General features: G+C 62.2%; 17 protein-coding genes. 10 read left to right on the forward strand and 7 right to left on the reverse strand.

Features of this window, described 5'->3' with window-relative positions; all coding sequences use genetic code 11:
* The first annotated feature begins 140 nt into the window (after positions 1–140).
* The gene (locus ACH2DG_RS09455; protein ID WP_395025714.1) at positions 141–1,205 is read left to right on the forward strand and encodes a homocysteine S-methyltransferase family protein; all 1,065 of its coding nucleotides are present in this window, start codon (positions 141–143) and stop codon (positions 1,203–1,205) included.
* Here ACH2DG_RS09455 and ACH2DG_RS09460 read toward each other — a convergent pair whose 3' ends face one another.
* From ACH2DG_RS09460 to ACH2DG_RS09470, 3 genes are all read right to left on the reverse strand, one after another.
* Positions 1,206–2,219 (reverse strand): MBL fold metallo-hydrolase, encoded by a 1,014-nt coding sequence (locus ACH2DG_RS09460; RefSeq protein ID WP_395025715.1) that lies wholly within the window; start codon positions 2,217–2,219, stop codon positions 1,206–1,208.
* A gap of 144 nt (positions 2,220–2,363) precedes the next feature.
* Positions 2,364–3,194, reverse strand: coding sequence for a helix-turn-helix transcriptional regulator (locus ACH2DG_RS09465; protein WP_395025717.1), 831 nt, complete (start codon positions 3,192–3,194; stop codon positions 2,364–2,366).
* Positions 3,195–3,201: 7 nt separating this feature from the next.
* Complete coding sequence (locus tag ACH2DG_RS09470) at positions 3,202–3,876, reverse strand: GntR family transcriptional regulator (RefSeq protein ID WP_224150867.1); 675 nt, start codon at positions 3,874–3,876, stop codon at positions 3,202–3,204.
* Between the two features lie 316 nt (positions 3,877–4,192).
* Here ACH2DG_RS09470 and ACH2DG_RS09475 point away from each other — a divergent pair, with 316 nt between their 5' ends.
* The 7 genes from ACH2DG_RS09475 (at position 4,193) to ACH2DG_RS09505 (ending at position 10,405) form a co-directional block, all read left to right on the forward strand.
* On the forward strand, positions 4,193–4,933 hold the full coding sequence (locus tag ACH2DG_RS09475; protein WP_224150868.1) for a DUF969 domain-containing protein: 741 nt from the start codon (positions 4,193–4,195) through the stop codon (positions 4,931–4,933).
* Positions 4,930–5,886 carry a DUF979 domain-containing protein gene (locus ACH2DG_RS09480; RefSeq protein WP_224150869.1) on the forward strand — a complete coding sequence of 319 codons (957 nt, stop codon included), beginning with the start codon at positions 4,930–4,932 and terminating at the stop codon, positions 5,884–5,886. The genes ACH2DG_RS09475 and ACH2DG_RS09480 overlap by 4 nt, the downstream gene beginning before the upstream one ends.
* 103 nt (positions 5,887–5,989) lie before the next feature.
* Positions 5,990–6,760: a LamB/YcsF family protein gene (locus ACH2DG_RS09485; RefSeq protein ID WP_395025815.1), complete on the forward strand. Its 771-nt coding sequence runs from the start codon at positions 5,990–5,992 to the stop codon at positions 6,758–6,760.
* Positions 6,761–6,786: 26 nt separating this feature from the next.
* Positions 6,787–8,400, forward strand: a complete 1,614-nt coding sequence (locus tag ACH2DG_RS09490) for a 5-oxoprolinase/urea amidolyase family protein (RefSeq protein WP_395025816.1) — start codon at positions 6,787–6,789, stop codon at positions 8,398–8,400.
* A gap of 5 nt (positions 8,401–8,405) precedes the next feature.
* A complete protein-coding gene (locus ACH2DG_RS09495) occupies positions 8,406–8,534 on the forward strand; it encodes a hypothetical protein (RefSeq protein ID WP_395025719.1) in 129 nt (42 codons plus the stop codon).
* Between the two features lie 4 nt (positions 8,535–8,538).
* Positions 8,539–8,667 (forward strand): hypothetical protein, encoded by a 129-nt coding sequence (locus ACH2DG_RS09500; RefSeq protein ID WP_395025721.1) that lies wholly within the window; start codon positions 8,539–8,541, stop codon positions 8,665–8,667.
* 4 nt (positions 8,668–8,671) lie between these two features.
* Positions 8,672–10,405: a biotin carboxylase N-terminal domain-containing protein gene (locus tag ACH2DG_RS09505; RefSeq protein WP_395025722.1), complete on the forward strand. Its 1,734-nt coding sequence runs from the start codon at positions 8,672–8,674 to the stop codon at positions 10,403–10,405.
* A 217-nt stretch (positions 10,406–10,622) separates the two neighbouring features.
* Here ACH2DG_RS09505 and ACH2DG_RS09510 read toward each other — a convergent pair whose 3' ends face one another.
* Together ACH2DG_RS09510 and ACH2DG_RS09515 are read right to left on the reverse strand one after the other, a co-directional pair.
* The gene (locus ACH2DG_RS09510; protein WP_395025724.1) at positions 10,623–11,414 is read right to left on the reverse strand and encodes a LytR/AlgR family response regulator transcription factor; all 792 of its coding nucleotides are present in this window, start codon (positions 11,412–11,414) and stop codon (positions 10,623–10,625) included.
* On the reverse strand, positions 11,411–12,490 hold the full coding sequence (locus ACH2DG_RS09515; protein ID WP_395025725.1) for a sensor histidine kinase: 1,080 nt from the start codon (positions 12,488–12,490) through the stop codon (positions 11,411–11,413). Before ACH2DG_RS09515 ends, ACH2DG_RS09510 begins: the two co-directional genes overlap by 4 nt.
* Positions 12,491–12,971: 481 nt before the next feature.
* Between ACH2DG_RS09515 and ACH2DG_RS09520 the strand changes: the two genes are divergently transcribed.
* Together ACH2DG_RS09520 and ACH2DG_RS09525 are read left to right on the forward strand one after the other, a co-directional pair.
* Positions 12,972–14,582, forward strand: a complete 1,611-nt coding sequence (locus ACH2DG_RS09520) for an IPTL-CTERM sorting domain-containing protein (protein ID WP_395025726.1) — start codon at positions 12,972–12,974, stop codon at positions 14,580–14,582.
* A gap of 66 nt (positions 14,583–14,648) precedes the next feature.
* Positions 14,649–15,626 (forward strand): YihY/virulence factor BrkB family protein, encoded by a 978-nt coding sequence (locus ACH2DG_RS09525; RefSeq protein WP_395025727.1) that lies wholly within the window; start codon positions 14,649–14,651, stop codon positions 15,624–15,626.
* 62 nt (positions 15,627–15,688) lie between these two features.
* Here ACH2DG_RS09525 and ACH2DG_RS09530 read toward each other — a convergent pair whose 3' ends face one another.
* Together ACH2DG_RS09530 and ACH2DG_RS09535 are read right to left on the reverse strand one after the other, a co-directional pair.
* A complete protein-coding gene (locus tag ACH2DG_RS09530) occupies positions 15,689–16,990 on the reverse strand; it encodes an MFS transporter (protein ID WP_395025729.1) in 1,302 nt (433 codons plus the stop codon).
* 223 nt (positions 16,991–17,213) lie between these two features.
* Positions 17,214–18,734, reverse strand: a complete 1,521-nt coding sequence (locus ACH2DG_RS09535) for an acetyl-CoA hydrolase/transferase family protein (RefSeq protein ID WP_395025731.1) — start codon at positions 18,732–18,734, stop codon at positions 17,214–17,216.
* Positions 18,735–18,862: the final 128 nt, after the last annotated feature.

The following is an 18,862-nucleotide window of genomic DNA, read 5'->3' on the forward strand; positions in this document are numbered from 1 at the left end:
ATGATAGCTACTTGCGCTTACCAGTTGTGCGCCAAATGCTAAAAAGACTCAGATCCTGGCGATGATGCCAGCCATCGGCATTGTAGGTGCTTGGGCATGGTGGCCTGCGGCGCGAGAAGGCCAACCGTACAATTGCTGCCATGCAACAGCCAGCCTACACCCGCGCAAAAGAACTGCCCGCTACCCTTGCCAAGCGCCTTGTCATCCTCGACGGCGCGATGGGCACCATGATCCAGCGTTTCAAGCTGGGCGAAGCACAGTACCGGGGTGAAGGCTATCGCGGCGCGGAAGGGGCAGGTGAGCGCTTCCGAGACTTTGCCCATGATGTGAAGGGCAACAACGAGCTGCTGTCGATCACTCGTCCCGATGTGATCGGCGACATCCACGAAAAGTACCTGGCCGCTGGTGCCGACCTGATCGAGACCAACACCTTCGGCGCCACCACGATTGCGCAAGAGGATTACCACATGGCCGATCTGGCCTATGAGATGAATCTCAAGAGCGCCCGGCTGGCGCGGGCTGCCTGCGACAAATACAGCACGCCAGACCATCCGCGCTACGTGGCAGGTGCCCTGGGCCCCACGCCCAAGACCGCGTCGATCAGCCCCGATGTGAACGACCCCGGTGCGCGCAACGTTACTTTCGAGGCCCTGCGCCAGGCCTATCTCGAGCAGACACTGGCGCTGATCGAAGGCGGTGCCGACGTGATCCTGGTCGAGACGATTTTCGATACGCTCAATGCCAAGGCAGCGCTGTTTGCGGTGGACGAGGCGTTCGAGCAGACCGGCGAGCGCCTGCCCATCATGATCAGCGGCACGGTGACCGATGCCTCGGGCCGCATCCTGTCCGGGCAGACCGTGACGGCCTTCTGGCACAGCGTGCGCCACGCCAATCCGCTTTCGGTGGGCCTGAACTGTGCATTGGGTGCCACCTTGATGCGCCCCTACGTGCAAGAGCTGGCCAAGGCGGCGCCTGATACCTTCATCAGCTGCTATCCCAATGCGGGCCTGCCCAACCCCATGAGCGACACCGGCTTTGACGAAACGCCGGAGATCACGAGCCGCCTGGTGCACGAGTTTGCTGCCGAAGGCCTGGTCAACATCGTGGGGGGCTGCTGCGGCACCACGCCTGACCACATTGGCGCGATTGCCAAGGCGGTACAGGCAACAACCACGCGCCGCCTGTTCTATCCGGCAGAGGCCTGATCAGCGTGCGCTGCTACTGATCGGCGCATATTCTGCAGGCACCCAGCGGTAGGCCTTGCCGTCGCGGCCCACGTGCCCGATGCCGGGAAAGGGCAGGTGCGCGCCTGCCAGCCACCAGCGGTGCGCGGCAGCCTGCTCCAGGAGCTGGCGGCGGCTGCGCACGGACTGCGCGTAGTTCTGGTCCGGCTCGTAGGTAGCCTGGGGATCGGCAAACTGCACTGCGTGGTAGTGCACCACATCACCCCACAGCAACAACTGCTGGCGAGGATCCGTTTCGCCAGGGGCATTGCCGTCCACCACAAATGCGCTGTGGCCGACGGTGTGGCCCGCAGCAGGCAGATAGCGCACACCATCGGGCAACGCATCGCTGCTGCCAAAGGTGTGGACACGCCCCGCTTGCTGGTACGGCGCCAGCGCGCGATGCGCCATGCCAAACAATGGTTTGAAGAAGTCCGTGGCTTTGGCCTCAACTGCGGGGTCCTGCCAGTAGGCCAGTTCTTCCTGCTGGATCCAGACCCGGGCATTGGGGTAGGCCATCTGGCCATCCGCATCGAGCAGACCGCACAGATGGTCGGGGTGTGCGTGCGTCAGCAGAACGTCCTGCACCGCAGCGGGGGATATGCCGGCCGCCTTCATATGGGTCAGCACCTGGCCCAACTGAGGCCCGAAGCATTGCGCAGTGCCGGTATCCACCAGCAAGGTTTGCGTGCCGCGTTGCACCAGATAGGCGTTGACGGCGGTCTGCAGGCCCTCGGGGGCTTCTGGTACATAGTGCTGCTGCAGCAGGCGGTTTGCCCGCGCTGGCGCAATCTGCTTGAGCTGCTGCCGGGGCAGTGGGACGACTCCGTCGAACAGCGCCAATACCTGCATCTGGCCGATGTTCTGCACATAGTAGCCCGGCGCCTGTGCAAGCGGCGATGCGGCTTGGGCCCATGTGCAGGCTCCGCCACCGGCCAGGGCGGCCCCTAGAGCGGCGTTGCGCAGGGTGCGAGAGAAGAGGGAAAGGAATGGCATCAATGGCTCCTGATAAGCCTTGATGGTGCCTGGGGCGGCGTATTTCAGGCGCTCAAGCTGTGGCGCATGGCGCTCACGCAAACCAATCCTGAACGGCCGCTGCAGGTGTTGCTGGGCCAAGGCATGCGCCTGCGGCTCAACACCTCAGTGGTTGCCGATATCTGCAGGACGCAACTGGTAACGCGCCTCAAATTGGCGGCTGAAGCTTTGCACGGACTGGTAGCCCGCACGCGCCGCCACGGCCTTGATAGGCAAGGCTGTGGTGTAGAGCAACTCCAGCGCATGGCCCATGCGCGCGTCGCGCAGCACTTGCGATAGCGATGTTCCTTCGGCTGCCAGATGGCGGCGCAGACTGGCGCCACTGAGGTGAAGCGCGGCCTCCACGTCTCGGGACAGCCAGGGACGGGCCGGAGCCGCTGCGATCAACTGGCGCACGCTATCGGCAAGGCGAGGTGGGGGCGGCGCGAGCAAGGCATGGAGGCCCTGGCGGCACAGCCAGATCACCATCTGCACCAGGGCGGCGCGGGCCTGTTCATAGTGGCCCTGGCGCAGCGCGCTGCTCCAGGCATGCAGCGCATCGGCCAGCGAGCCGACTGGCAGCGCAATCAGCTGTGTATCGTCCGACCGCAAAGGCTGCGCCCACAGGATGCGGGCCGCATGCAGCACTTCGTCACACAGGTTCAAGGTGATGGCCAGATAGCGCTGGCTGACCGGGTCTGGCGCGTTATGGGCATCGATATGGCAGCGGCCCGTCACCAGGAACACATCACCCGCTTGCAACTGCACGGTTTGCCGAGTGGTCGACAGGCGCTTGGCGCCATGCAGCACCAACCCGAAAATGGGACGTTCTACCTGTACGGATTTGACCGTGTGTGGCAACTGGGCCTTGATATGCAGGCATTCACCGGCGAGCGGACAGTCAGCCAGTGCCTCCAGCTGAGCCATCAGGTCGGCGGGTGCTGCCGTGCTATCCATGACGGGCTTACAGCTCCATCCCTGCGTCGCTCATGCGCCGTGCATACACACTCAGTACCACGCGCTCGGAATGGGTGAGGTAGTCATGCATCATTTCAGCGGCACGCTTCATGTCGCCCGCTTCAAAACGCTCCAGCATGGAGGCATTCATGTCGATATAGGGGGCGTGCAGAAACTCGGCATCGCTCAGCATGCCGAAAGCCAGGCGCAGTTCCACCAGCAGGTGCGAGAACAGCGTGTTGAGCCGCTCGCTGTCGGCCAGGGCCACCACGCCCTTGTGAAAGCGCATGTTTGCGGTGCCCACTTCCACCCACTTGCCTGCGGCGCGCAGTGCGCGCTGCGCGTCCACCGCCTCGCGCATTTCCTTGCGCGCCGGGTGCTGCGGAATCGCCTGTGCCAATGCCTGGCATTCGATCATGCGGCGCACGCGGTAGATATCCATGATCGATGCCATGGAGGGAATGGCCACGAACACGCCCCGGTTGGGCACATGGCGCAGCAGGCCTTCCTTGCTCAGCAGGCGAAAGACTTCGCGCAAGGTGTTGCGCGAGATATCGAGGCTTTCGCTCAACGCCACCTCGGACAGTCTGGCTCCGGGCTGGAATTCGCCGCGCACGATGCGCTCTCGGATCTGGTCCGCAACGCGGTCGTTGAGCGACAGGGAAGGCGCAGCAGTGGTCATGGCAGGGCGTGGGTTGGTAGAAGTCGTTGCCAATGATGATAGCGGCGCCAGGCCGGGCGAAAACGGCTTGCGGGACGGAGCAGGATGCCGCCGGCAGGCGCCAATGCGTGTAAATCCTCTCAATGGGGGCCTACTGTCACACAAAGATACGGGTTTACCCGGTCAATGGTGTCTGTTTTGTTTGGCTAAACTTTTAAATTGTTCAACAAACATGGATTTAGCAATGTCTATGTTCTTTGGTTGTTGAACAAAAAAAGTGGTGCCCATTTGATGCTTCAGGCGGGTGCCGAACACATAACAAACCTGTGGGTTCTCCATGGACAGCACTATCGTCAACCTCTGGCCCCTTCTCGGGGTGGCCGTCATCATCGCGGGATTCATCCTGCGGTTCAATCCCTTTGTCGTGGTCGTGGTGACTGCGCTGGTCACGGCCGCAGTGGCCGGGTTTCCGGTGCAGAAAATCCTGGCGGCTCTGGGGTCGGGTTTTGTCAAAACCCGCAATCTGCCGCTCATCCTGGTATTGCCGCTGGCAGTGATCGGTTTGCTGGAGCGCCATGGCCTGCGCCAGCACGCGCAGAACTGGATCAGCCGCATCAAGTCGGCCACCGCAGGACGTCTTTTGATCGTCTACCTGGCGGCGCGCGAGCTGACGGCTGCCGCAGGTCTGACGAGCCTGGGCGGTCATCCGCAAATGGTGCGTCCACTGCTGGCGCCCATGGCTGAAGGTGCGACCGAAACACGCTATGGCAAGCTGCCCGAAACCCTGCGCCATCGCCTGCGCGCCTTCAGTGCGGCGACGGACAACGTCGGATTGTTCTTTGGCGAAGACATTTTCGTGGCCTTCGGCGCCATCGTGCTGATGACCACCTTCCTGCATGAGGCCGGCATCGATGTGGAGCCCATCCACGTGGCACTGTGGGGCATTCCTACCGCCATCTGCGCCTTCATCATCCACTCCTACCGCCTGTACCGTCTGGATCATTCGATTGCCAGGGAAATGGCCGGCGCAGGTGCTGCCCAGGCTGGCAATGCCCAGTCCCAAGGAGGTGCAGCATGATTTTCAGCATCACCCAGGTGTACTGGCTGGCCGGCCTCATCATGGCCTGTGCCGCTGTCTTCAACTTTCTCGATGCATCCAACCCCAAGCGCTGGACGACCGGCCTGTTCTGGGGCGTATACGCCATCATGTTCCTGCTAGGCGACAAGATGCCGCCCGAGGTGGTGGGCGTGGGCGTGATCGTGCTGGCGCTGATCGTGCTGGTCAAGGGCGTGGGCGGTGGCAAGCCGCAGATGCGCACCGAGGCGCAGAACCAGGAAAGCGCACTGCGCCTGGGCAACAAGCTGTTCATTCCGGCGCTGGCAATCCCTGTCGTCACCGTGATCGGCAGTGTGCTGCTCAAGGATTTCAAGATCGCCGGTGATTTTCTGATCGACCCGAAAAACGCCACCCTGGTAAGCCTGGCGCTGGGCTGCATCATCGGCCTGGTGCTGGTCTGCTGGATGACGCGTGAGACGCCCGCCCAAGGCCTGCGCGAATCGCGCCGCCTGATCGACGCCATGGGCTGGGCCCTGGTGCTGCCGCAGATGCTGGGCATGCTGGGCCTGGTGTTCTCCGATGCGGGTGTGGGCAAGGCCGTGGCACACGTCACCACCACCTACATCAACATGGATCTGCGCTTTGTAGCCGTGGCAGTGTATGTGCTGGGCATGGCACTGTTCACCATCATCATGGGCAATGGATTTGCCGCCTTCCCGGTGATGACGGGTGGCGTGGGCGTTCCAATCCTGGTGAATGTGTACCACGGCGATCCCGCCGTGATGGCGGCGATCGGCATGTTCTCGGGCTACTGCGGCACCTTGATGACACCCATGGCGGCCAACTTCAACATCGTGCCTGCGGCGCTGCTGGAGCTGCCCGACCGCAATGCCGTGATCAAGGCCCAGATTCCCACCGCCCTGGGCATCCTGATCTGCAACGTCTTCTTGCTTTATTTCCTGATGTTCCGTTAAAAGAGCATGGTTTACAAAAACTGGCGCATGCTCCCCACGGGCAGGACCTGCTGGTCGGCGCCGGTCAACCTCCTATAAAAGACTGAAAGGAAACGCGATGTCCCTGACCATGGATTTGAACAGTGACCTGGGAGAGAGCCTTGGCGCATGGACCATGGGCGATGATGCCGCCATGCTCTCCATTGTCAGTAGCGCCAATGTGGCGTGTGGCTTTCATGCGGGCGACGCCGCCGGCATTCTGGACACCCTGAAGAAGGCCAGGGCCAACAACGTGGTGGTGGGCGCACACGTTGCCTACCGCGATCTGGTGGGCTTTGGCCGCCGCAACATGGATGTGGCCCATGCCGATCTGGTGGCCGATGTGATCTACCAGATTGGCGCCCTGCAAGGCCTGGCAGCCGCCGCAGGCACCACGGTGCGCTATGTCAAGCCACACGGTGCCCTCTACAACACCATTGCGCAGGACAGAAAGCAGGCTGCTGCCGTCATCGAAGCCATGCAAGCCGTCGGCGGCCACCTGGCGCTGGTGGTGCTGGCGGGATCGCCCCTGACCCAGTGGGCGCAGGAGGCGGGGCTCACCACCATTGCCGAGGCCTTTGCCGACCGTGGCTACACGCCGCAAGGCACGCTGGTCTCGCGCCGCGAACCGGGCGCTGTGCTGCACGACCCTGAGCTGGTGGCACAACGCATGCTGCAACTGGTGCAGCAAGGCACCGTGCAGGCCAACGATGGCTCGGTGGTGCAGGTGCAGGCAGATTCGATCTGTGTGCACGGCGACAGCCCGGGTGCTGTGGCCATGGCGCGCGCGGTGCGAGAGCGCCTCGAAGCGTCCGGCGTGCAGATTCGCTCCTTCATGGACAAGGCGGCCGCATGAGCGTATCGGCCATTGCCACGCGCAGCATGCGCTTTCTGCCGGTGAGCGACCAGAGCCTGCTGGTGGAGTTGCAGGACCTGGCGCACACCCTCGATCTGCTGGCTGCACTGCAGGCCCAGGTGCCAGCGGGTGTGCGCGAGTTGGTGCCCGCCGCGCGCACCATCCTGATCGAATTTGACCGGTGGCAGACCAGCGCTGTGGCGCTGCGGCGCCATATCGATGCGCTTCAGCTGGGCCAGCAGGATCTGGTGGCAGGCCGACGCGTTGAAATTCCCGTGCATTACGACGGTGAGGACCTTGCCGAAGTTGCCGGGCTGCTGGGCATTGGCGTGCCCGAGCTGATTCGCCGCCACAGCGGTGAAGATTACAGCGTGGCCTTCTGCGGGTTTGCCCCCGGCTTTGCCTACTTGACCGGCGGCGATGCGAGCCTCCAGGTTCCGCGCCGCAGCACGCCGCGTACCAGGGTGCCAGCAGGCTCGGTAGCCATTGCGGGTACGTTCAGCGCTGTATACCCCAACGACACGCCAGGCGGCTGGCAATTGCTGGGCCGCACCGAGGTGCCGATGTGGGATCTGCAGCGCGATCCACCCGCGCTTCTTCAGCCGGGCATGCGTGTGCGCTTCGTCGATGCGGCTACACAAAATGAAGCCGGTGGCGCGCTATCTGCAAATCGGGCCGATAAAAAGACCTCTGATGAGGGCACCGGGAAAGTGCAGGCCGCCAGCAAAAGCAACGCAGCCATGCAGGTGCGCGCTGCGGGTTTGCAGACCCTGGTGCAGGACGCAGGCCGTGCTGGCCAGGCGGGCCAGGGCGTGTCGGCCGCAGGAGCCTTGGATCAAGGAGCCATGCGCCGTGCCAACCGCCTGCTGGGCAATGATGCACGTCTGCCCGTGCTCGAATCCGTAGCCGGTGGCCTGCAATTGCAGAGCGTTGGCGCTACCGTGGTAGCCGTGACGGGCGCGACCGGCGCGCTCACCGTCAAGACCCGCGACGGCTGGGCATGGCAGGCCATGCGCAATGCGGCCATTGCATTGAACGATGGCGATGTGATGCAACTGGGCGAGCCCGAGACCGGCCTGCGCAGCTATGTGGCCGTGCGTGGCGGTTGGCTGGTGGAGCAGGTGCTGGGCAGTGCCAGCACGGACACCCTGGCCCGTATTGGTCCGCCCGCGCTGGCCACCGGCATGCAACTGGCCATTGGCGATGCGCAGCACAACGGCGTGGTACAGGTACCCGATATGGCACCGCCTCCGCTGCCTCAGAGCGGCGACACCGTGGTGCTGGATGTGGTGATGGGCCCGCGCACCGACTGGTTCACCGCCGAGGCGGTAGCGCGTTTTGCAGCGCAACGCTGGCAAGTCACACCGCAGTCCAACCGCGTGGGCCTGCGCCTTGCCGGCGATGAAGCATTGGCCCGCAGCATCACGCAGGAGCTGCCCAGCGAAGGCACGGCACTCGGCGCGATCCAGGTACCCGCCAGCGGCCAGCCGGTGCTGTTTCTGGCAGACCACCCGCTGACAGGTGGCTACCCCGTGATCGCCTGCGTAGCCTCGCACCACCTCGACCTGGCAGGCCAGGTGCCCGTGGGTGCATGGCTGCAGTTCAATGTGCTGCAGCCATTTGAAGAAATACAAGGATAAAAGCCATGAAAAAAGTTTTGATTGCCAGCCGTGGCGAAAACAACCGCGTAGCGGACGTTTCCGCAAATTGCAGTGCCTGCGCAGCAGACAACGGCGATTTCGCCCTCCTTTGTTCGCTTGGTGCGAAAGGCTGAAGCCATGAAAAAAGTTCTGATTGCCAACCGTGGCGAAAACAACCGCGTAGCGGACGTTTCCGCAAATTGCAGTGCCTGCGCAGCAGACAACGGCGATTTCGCCCTCCTTTGTTCGCTTGGTGCGAAAGGCTGAAGCCATGAAAAAAGTTCTGATTGCCAACCGTGGCGAAATCGCCGTCCGCATCATCCGTGCCTGTGCCGACCATGGCCTGCAAAGTGTGGCCGTGTATGCCGATGACGATATCGACGCGCTGCATGTGCGCATGGCCGATGAGGCCTATGCACTGCAAGGCCAGCGCCCGGCAGATACCTACCTCGACATTGCCAAGCTCATCGCCGTGGCGCGCCAAAGCGGGGCAGACGCTGTGCACCCCGGCTATGGCTTTTTGTCCGAAAACGCCGGCTTTGCCCGTGCCGTGATCGATGCGGGCCTGACCTGGGTGGGCCCGCCCCCTTCGGCCATCGAGCAGTTGGGCGACAAGGTGCAGGCCCGCAAGCTGGCGCTCAGCGTGGGCGCCCCTCTGGTGGCTGGCACGCCTGAGCCCGTCAAGGATGTGGCCGAGGTGCATGACTTTGCGCGCGAGCACGGTCTGCCGATTGCCATCAAGGCGGCATTTGGTGGCGGTGGCCGTGGCCTCAAGGTGGTGTGGAAAGCCGAAGACATTGATGAGCTGTACGGCGCTGCCGTGCGTGAGGCGGTGACTGCCTTTGGCCGTGGCGAATGCTTTGTCGAGCAATTCCTCGACAAGCCGCGCCATATCGAAGCGCAGGTGATGGCCGACCAGCATGGCAATGTGCGGGTACTGGGAACACGTGACTGCTCGTTGCAGCGCCGCAACCAGAAGCTGGTGGAAGAAGCGCCTGCGCCATTTTTGACCGACGCGCAACGCGAACGTATCCACCAGTCGGCACGCGAGATCTGCCAGGCCGCAGGCTATGTGGGGGCGGGCACGGTGGAATACCTGCTCAGCCAGAACGGCGCCATCTCCTTCCTCGAAGTCAACACCCGTCTGCAGGTGGAGCACCCCGTGACGGAGGAGACCACCGGTACCGACCTGGTGCGTCTGCAGTTCCGCGTGGCCGAAGGCGAGGTGCTGGCAGACACCAGCGTGCCCGCTCCCTATGGCCATGCGTTTGAGTTTCGCATCAATGCCGAAGACGTGGGCCGTGGCTTCTTGCCTGCACCTGGCCTGGTGACGCGTTTTGACGCCCCCTCGGGGCCTGGCGTGCGGGTGGACAGTGGCGTGCAAAGCGGATCGATGGTGGCAGGCCAGTTTGATTCCATGTTGGCCAAGCTCATTGTCTGGGGGCCGACGCGCGAAGTGGCCGTGCAGCGTGCGCGCCGCGCGCTCAAGGAGTTCAAGATCGATGGCGTGCCCACGGTGCTGCCTTTCCACGAGGCGGTGATGGCCCACGACGATTTCGTGAATGGCCAGCACATGGGCGTGCACACCCGCTGGATCGAAACCCAACTGATGCCGCAGTGGGATGCCCGGCCCGAGACGCGGCCGCAGCCTGTGCAAAGCAGTGGCCTGCAGCGCATGGCGATCGAGCTGGATGGCCGCCGCGTGATGCTGGGTCTGCCCGCATCGCTGCTGTCGGGTCTGTCTGCTGCCGGGCATGCTGCAGCCGCCTCTCCAACCCAACAGGAAGAGGCCGATGCCAATGCGGTGACCGCCGTCTCGGCTGGCACCCTGACGGCCTGGAAGGTGGCCGATGGTGCCACGGTGCAGCAAGGCGATCTGATCGCGGTGATGGAAGCGATGAAGATGGAAATGCAGGTCAATGCACCCCGTGGGGGCCGCATCAGCCTCAAGGCCGATGCGGGCAGCTACCAGGCGGCAGGCGCGGTCATTGCGCGCATCGACTGAGCGCTATCCTGAAGGCCGGGTCTGTTCACACAGAGCGCGTGGACAGGCCCTTGTTTTTGAAAAGCCCCCGCCTCGGATGCAGGCACTGGATGCCGCGGTGAAAGGCGGGGCTGTGCGAAGCACGGCGACTCGGCCGCCTCCAACATATTGCCGCAGCAGGGGCCAGCACTGTCTGGTCGCTGCGCTGGTTGGCAATCCATTCCGCTTGCCGGTGGTTCTATCGTGAACGCTGCACCAGCCGCGCCTTGACCGTTGCGGTGTAGGTGCGGCCGACCCGCACCATGGTGCCGTCGGAGAGCACCATGGTCAACGATGAGAAGGGGCCTACGCCCACGCGAGTGATCGCATCGATGCGCACCATGGTGCTGCGATGGACACGGATGAAATCCTGCTGTGGCAATTCGCGTTCCAGCTCGGTCAGGCTGGCGTTGTACAAAAACTCCCGTCCATCCGCATGGATGCGGGCATAGTCCCGCTCGGCCTGTATCCGCAGGATGCTGGCCGCCGCTATCCGCACATACTGGCCCTGGGTCTTGACCCAGAGCTCGGTCAAGCCCTGAGGCGGAGGGGCAGCTGCCCGGCGAAGGCTCGCAATGACTTCTTCCAGCTCTGCAATCCTTTGCGCACTGCTGCGCAACTCGCTCGCCTTGCGGGCGCGTTCCATCGCAAGGTGAAAACGTCCCGGCTCAATGGGCTTGGTGACATAGTCGATCGCGCTGGCGTCAAAGGCCCGACAGGCCTGGTCATCAAAGGCGGTGACGAAGACAACGGCTGGCGGTGGATCGGTCTCGTCGGGCAACTGTCGCAGCAGGTCGAATCCGCTGCCACCGGGCATCTGGATATCGAGCAACACGATATGCGCAGGTGACTGCGCCAGGCGATCCAGGGCCTGGGAAACGGAGGCCGCCTCCTCGATGGCCCCGACCCACGGCAGCTGACGCAGCATGCGCTGGAGTCGGCGTCGGGCCAACGGCTCATCGTCCACCACCAGTACATCAAACTGCCTCATGCGACTCTCCAGGGCAGTTCGATCTCGACGCGAAAGCGTGTGTCATCGGCGGTGTCAATGCGGAAGGCGCCCTCCTTGCCGAAGCGCATCCGGATGCGTTCGGCCACATTGCGCAGCCCGATCCCGAACCCGGTCGTTGTTTGCCGGCATGCAGCGCCGGGATGCACGTCATTTTCCACAGCCAGCCAAAGATTTTCCTGGCGGCGCCGGGCCACGATATGAATCCGTGTGTGCTCGAGTGTCTGGCCGACGCCATGCTTGATGGCGTTTTCGATCAATGGCTGTATCAGCAGGCTGGGAACCAGGGCCTGCTGCAGATCGAAGGGCACGTCGACGGTGAAATCCATCCGATCCGCATAACGTTCGCGCTCGATGGCGAGATAGTCCTGCTGCAGGCGCAACTCTTCTGCCAGCGCCACGTCATGCATTGGGTCCAGCGCCAGTGTGGTGCGCAGGAAGGTGGAAAGCGACAACACCATGCGCTCGGCCCGTGTCGCAGCCCCTTCCTCGATCAAACCGGCAATGGAGTTGAGCGTGTTGAAAAGGAAGTGCGGATTCACCTGGTAACGCAACGCACGCATCTGTGCCATCAGGGCCTCTTCCCGCACCAGTGCCAGGCGCCGCTCGCGGTCTCGGACTTCGAAGTTGTAGAGCAGCGCCATGAACAGGCAACTCCATCCAAACAGCATGGAAGCGCCTTCGAGCAGCATGTAGCCGGCATACAGCGGATCGAAGGACACAGGCTCGGGGTACTCGCAGAGCATGTAGTTCAGAAAGTCGATGGCGGTGAAGATGGGCGCTGCCACCGCCGTCATGCCAAAGCACAGCAATGCCTTGCGCGTGAAAGATATGTGACGCAGGCGGAACAGTATTCTCGACATGCCATAGGTCATCAGCGCGCTGGCGCCGAACAATACGAACTTGAGCGGAGCGGATTCGACCGGATCGATACGGATGAAGTAGCCCAGCACACTGTCTGCCACGAACATGCAGCTCCAGTACAACAGGCTCAGACGCAGCGTGGCCTGCCGCAGAGCCTTGCCAAAACTCTCTCTCTGATGGTTTGCCGGATCCATGTCTTTCCTTTGCACAAGTACGACAAGGCGATGCAACGACGGATGAAGGGCTTCCAGAACGCTTCGGCCTAGTGACGCACGCTAAAGATTGCCACTGTGTGAATGTCAAGCGTTGAATGGCTCATGGTCTTCGGGCCGTGCCAGGGCTGGATATACCCAGATGCATCCAGCAGTTGACGGAGTGATGAAGTGATCGAGAAGCCAAATTAGAAGATACGCCACAGGGCGCTCGTCGGCGTTTTTCAGTCATTCGTCGAAATCACCTGCCCTCCATCACCCCGCGTCAGCGGCTGGCATATCAGGTGCCCCAAGCACTCGGCAAAGCCTCCTATGCTTTCGCAGAACATCCATTTTCGAGCCATTTTGGAGACAGTCTGTGCCTTTTTCGATCCCCTTTTCTCGACCCATTTTCGCCGTTCTGAGGCCCAGTACCCGGCCGGCTCTGACATCCCCGGAAAAATGCGCGGCAGACTTTCTTTCCGTGCGGAACGCCCATCCCCATGCCCTGGCTTCGCTTGCGCGCCGCTCTGTAGCGAGTGTGCTGCTGCTTGCTCCGGCCCTGCTGCCTGCACTTGCCACTGCCGCAACGACACCGTCGGTTACCATTGCCGGCTCGCCACTGCAGATCAGGGTGGGTGAAGACAACTCGTTCCAGGTCACCAGCAGCGATATACCAGGCAGAGGGCTGGTTCAGCCTTACACCGTGGTGGACGGAACGGCCGACATGGGCTTCATCGTTGCGTGGTCCGGGGAGCTGTTCAAGCCGGACTTCGGACAGCATCTGGGCTCGCACATCACCGATTTCACGCTCACAGGGACTCCCTACACGCCGAAATCCTTGAGCGGGGTCTCCGGTAGCGGAACTGCCGCCGATCCGTTCACCGTGACCGTGAAAAGCGCATTGGGCAATACCGGTGTCACTGCAACGCTCACTGTCCAGTATGTCAATGGCAGCCGGCAGTTCACCAAGGCATTCACGCTCGACAATGCTGCCGGCATTGGCACCACGCGGGCTGCGCAGATCATGCTGGGTGCAGCACTGGCATCACCAACGGGCGAGGGCAAGACGAAGCCTTATTTTGAAGCCGCCACCGCCAGTGCTGGCGGGCAGGGCGCAAGCACGGCTGGTGGCGCCAGCGGCTGCCCCGTAGCGGGCGCTGCACCGCATACGACGGTGCTGACTCCGCAAACGGCTCCGGACGCCTATTTTGCGGGCTATTTCAATTCCATATGGCGGCAGATCGATCGCGCGCAACTCGAAAACCGTGTGGATACCAACTGTGATGAAAACGGTGGCGCACTCCAATGGTCGCGGGCCCTGGCTCCCGGCAATTCCGTTACCGTCAATACCAGCATGTCGGTCGGTGAGATCACAACGCCAAGCCGCTACACCCTGGGGGGAACCGTCTCCGGCCTGACGGGCACCGGCCTGGTGCTGGGCGAGAGCCACAGTGCGCAGAGCTTGCCTGTCAGCGCCAATGGCAGCATCGTCTTTGCAGCTCCGCTTGCCGACGCTGCTGCCTATGCGGTCACCGTACTGGCACAGCCCACGTCTCCAGCGCAGACATGCACGGTGGCCCAAGGCAGTGGCACGGTCAGCGGCGCGAATGTCACGAACATCGCTGTGTCCTGCTCGCCTGTTGCCCAGGCACCCACCATGCTGACGCTGGCAGCAACACCCAATCCGGTCATTGCGGGCCAGCCTCTGACCTTGAACGCCACGGTGGCCGCCAAGCCCAAGAGCGCGCTGGCAGCCGAAAGCAAGGCAACTGAAGCCAAGGCAGCGGCCACCGGAACGGTCACCTTCATGGACAATGGCACGCCAATCGGCAGCGTGCCGCTGGGAGCCGGCGGCTCGGCGAACCTGGCGATCAGCAGTCTGGCCGTGGGCACCCATGCACTGACTGCACGCTATGCAGGCGATACGGAGAACGCCCCCAGCGAAACGCTGACGCCTTTGAGCGTGGTTGTTCAGGATGGCTCCGCGCAGCCCGCGCCTGTGGGTGTTCCAGCGCTGTCTGCATGGGCTCTTGCGGTACTGAGCGTGATCGCGGGCCTCATGGGGCTGGGGGCAAGGCGCCGCAGAACCTGAGTATTTGAGCAAGCTATGGCCGATTGCTGACACGGCAGAGCAGGGCTGCCGCGTCAGAATCGGGGGATGCACGATTCGCCTCCAACGGCCTGGCAGCAATTTTCCAGGCGCTTTCATCCGCTTCAGCCTTTCTACAACGCAGTCCAATTGTGGCTGGGGGCCGATGGCTTGCGCATGAGTGCGGCCATGTCGTTTTACGGCATGCTCAGCCTGGCACCGCTTCTGTTGCTGATCGTGGGTTTGCTGGGCTGGTGGCTCGACCGCGCATACATCGAGTCCACGCTGATCCACCAGGTGGAATCGGTCATGGGCACCCAGGTGGCAGGGGTGGTGCGTGGTGCACTGCAGAGCGCGCAGACCAAATCGCAAGGCCTCATCGCATCGGCGGTGGGCTTTGTGATGCTGCTCTCAGGTGCCACCGGTGTGTTTGTGGAACTGCAGACCTCGCTCGAGCGCCTGTGGAACCATGGGCAGGATGTGGACAAGAGCGGCACGCCCTGGTGGTATTCGCTGATGCAGCGGTTGCGTGGTCTGGGCTATATCCTGGTGCTGGGCTTCTTGATGCTGATCTCGCTGGTGATCACCACCATGCTCAGCGTCACCACCAAATGGGCGGGGACGGTGCTGCACATGCAGGCGCCCAGCCTGTTGATGGGGGTGGTCAATGAGGCGGTGTCATTCGTCATCACCGTCACCCTGTTCGTTGGCATGATGCGCATCGGCACGGGCGACAAGCCCAGGCTGCGTTACCTGATTGCAGGCGCTGGCATTGGCGCACTCCTGTTCACCGTTGGAAAGCAGGTGCTGGCATGGTACCTGTCCACTGCCGCCGTGGTGTCAGCCTACGGCGCGGCCGGTTCGCTGGTGGTGTTGCTGATGTGGATCTATTTTTCATCCGCGATCCTGCTGTTCGGGGCCAGTTGTGCGCGCGCTTTGGATAACGCAGATATTGCACTGCATGGCAAGGCAGGCGCTGTGGACGATACCCCGGGTGTCTTGCGCCCAACCGCCGGCCAGGCGGCGACGGTAGACTTTCACATCTAGTGCTGCGGCGCCATTAAAACGCGCCCGAAGGCGCGTGTCAGGGGAGCGGTAGAGATGCCTGCTTAGTGAGGCTGCGCCTTTATTTCGAAACCTTCCGCGCGAGAGTCATGCCGCATGAAAAGCACCAGCAAGAAGGCCACCACTGCCAGCGACGCGAGGAACATCACGGCATACACGTCATTGCCCATCTTGTCCTTGAGGCTGCCGAAAATCGTGGGACCGATATAGCCGCCCAGGTTGCCGATGGAGTTGATCCAGGCGATCCCGGCGGCTGCGGCGGTGCCGCTCAGGAACGCGGTGGGCAGGGTCCAGAAGGTAGGCAATGCGCTGAAGATGCCAAAGGCAGCCAGTGTGACGGCCGCCATCTTGGGCACCGGCGCAGAGGTGTTGGCTGCGATCAACAGGCCTGCAACGATGCACAGCAGGGGAATCTGCACAAACCATTTGCGTTCCTTCATCTTGTCGGAGCCGCGCGTCCAGAAGATCATCGCGATGGCGCCGACCAGATAGGGGAAGGCGTTGATGAAGCCGATCTGCACATTGGACAGGCCGCCAAATCCCTTGATGATCTGCGGCAGGAAAAAGCCCAGGCCGTACAGCGGCACGGTGATGCCCATGTAGACAAAACCCAGCGCGATCACCTTGGGATTGAGCAAGGTCTGCTTCCAGGAGATGTGATGGATGGATTCACGGTTCTGGCGTTCGGTGGCCAGGGTTTTGTCCAGCCAGGCGCGTTCGTCGGCAGACAGCCATTTGGCATCCTGCGGGCCATCGGGCAGGTAGAAAAGAACGACAAAGGTCAGCAGGACAGCAGGTAGGGCCTCCAGAATGAACAGCCATTGCCAGCCGTGCATGCCGCCCATGCCATCCATATCCAGGATCAAGCCGGAGATTGGTGCGCCGATCACGGTGGAGATGGGGATGGCAAACATGAACCAGCCCACGATGCGTGCACGGTAGGCGGCGGGAAACCAGAGGGTGATGTAGAAGATCACCCCCGGGAAGAAGCCTGCTTCGGCAATGCCCAGCAGAAAGCGAACCACGTTGAAACTGGTGGCGCCTCCCACCCAGGCCTGCGCTGCGGACAGAATGCCCCAGGTGAACATGATGCGGGCGATCCATTTACGTGCGCCAAACCTCTCCAGCGCCAGATTGCTGGGGACCTCGCATAAAAAGTATGACAGGAAGAAAATGCCTGCAGCACTGCCGAAGACTGCGGCGGTAAACCCCAGGTCCTTGGACATGCTTGCCCCGGCAAAGCCGATGTTGACGCGATCCAGATACGCGATGAAGTAGCAGACCATGAGCAGTGGCAATAGCCGCCAGCTGATCTTGGAGATGGTGCGCTGTTCCAGAGTTTCCATGTTTGTCTCCGATACTGTTATGGATGAGGAATTCGGATAAATAGCTGCAATTTTTATAGCATCATGCGCAGAATTAATCAGCGCATGTGCCAATTTCTCCATGAAGCAGTTTCATGGAGCGCCGCTATTCTGCTCCTCGCAGACTGGCGCTGCTATTGCCTCGGAGACAGATGAAAAAGCCCCGCGCAGCGGGGCTGCCGGGGCGACATGGAGTGGTGCCTGATCAGGCGATTTTCATGGAGCCGGTATCCAGATAACGCTGATGCCACGACAGGGCCTCGGTCAGGATGTGCGGCGTGTGCAGGCCGGCCGATTGCTTCATGGCGCGATCAAGGTAGTCGTGCAGCATCGGGCGGTAATCCGGGTGGGCACACTGGTCGATGATGACCTTGGCGCGTTGCCTGGGCGAGAGGCCGCGCAAGTCGGCCAGGCCCTGCTCGGTAACGATGATCTGCGTGTCGTGCTCGGTGTGGTCCACATGAGAGCACATGGGCACGATGCAGGAGATGCTGCCACCCTTGGCGACCGATGGTGTCACGAAGAACGACAGGTAGCCATTGCGGGCAAAGTCACCGCTGCCGCCGATACCGTTCATCATGCTTGAGCCCATCACATGGGTCGAGTTGATGTTGCCGTAGATGTCGGCCTCGATCATCGAATTCATGGCGATCACACCCAGGCGGCGCACCAGCTCAGGGTGGTTGGAGATTTCCTGGGGACGCAGGATGATGCGGTCCCGGTAGAAATCGATGTTGTCCTCGAAATCCTGGTACGCGCTGCTCGACAGGGAGATCGCGGTCGCGGAGGCCCGGCTCATCTTGCCGGCACGCAGAAGTTCCAGCATGCCGTCCTGCAGCACCTCGGTAAAGCCCAGCAGGTTGTCGAAAGGCCCCGTGAGCAGTCCTGCCAGCACGGCATTGGCCACATTGCCGACACCGGACTGGATGGGCAGCATCTCCTTGGGCAGTCGGCCCATCGTCATCTCGTGGGAGAGAAAATCGATGATGGACGCGGCAATGGTGCTGGAGTTGGCATCGGGCGCGGCAAACACGTTGTCGCGGTCGCCCTTGTGCGTTTCCACCACGGCGATCACCTTGTCCAGGTCGACCTTCAGATAGGGCTGGCCAATGCGGTCATCCGCATGCGTCATGTTGATCGGCACGCGGCGCGGCGGAATGGCCGTGCCGTAATAGACATCGTGCATGCCTTCCATCCTGGCGGACGGCTTGGTGTTCACTTCCAGGATCACCTTGTCGGCAATCTCCAGCCAGGTCTTGTTGTTGCCTATCGCCGTGGACGGAATCAGCAGGCCATCGGCAGTGATGCCCAGCACTTCGACCACGGCGACATCCATGTGCCCCAGAAAGCCGAACCATGCATGCTGCGCCACATGCGAAAGATGCATGTCGATGAAGTCGATTTCCCCGGCGTTGATGGCCTTTCGCGCGGTGGGATCGGTATTGAATGGCAGGCGCTGGCCCAATGCATGGGCACTGGCCAAGGCTCCATCGCATTCGGCGGCGGTGGAGGCCCCTGTCCATACATTGAGTTTGTAGGCCCTGCCAGCCGCATGCTCGGCCTGGGCGTGGGCGGCGATCGCCTGTGGCAGTGCCTTGGGGTAGCCTGCGCCCGTGAAGCCGCTCATGCCCACATTGGCTCCTGCGGGTATCAGGGCGGCTGCCTGTTGTGCCGACATGATGCGGGTATGCAGGGCGCCGTAGCGCACACGGTCATTCAACGACATGGGAGCTCCAATACGGTGTTTTTGTTTTCTGGGGTGTATCACGGGCAGGGTGCCGCGAAAAACGCGCAAATCTTAGCAGTCGTTGCCTATGAAACGATTATTCGGACAAATACCCGACTGCTGAAAAT

Origin of the sequence: Comamonas odontotermitis (assembly GCF_040396735.1) — a bacterium.
GTDB classification, from domain to species: Bacteria; Pseudomonadota; Gammaproteobacteria; order Burkholderiales; family Burkholderiaceae_C; genus Comamonas; species Comamonas odontotermitis_C.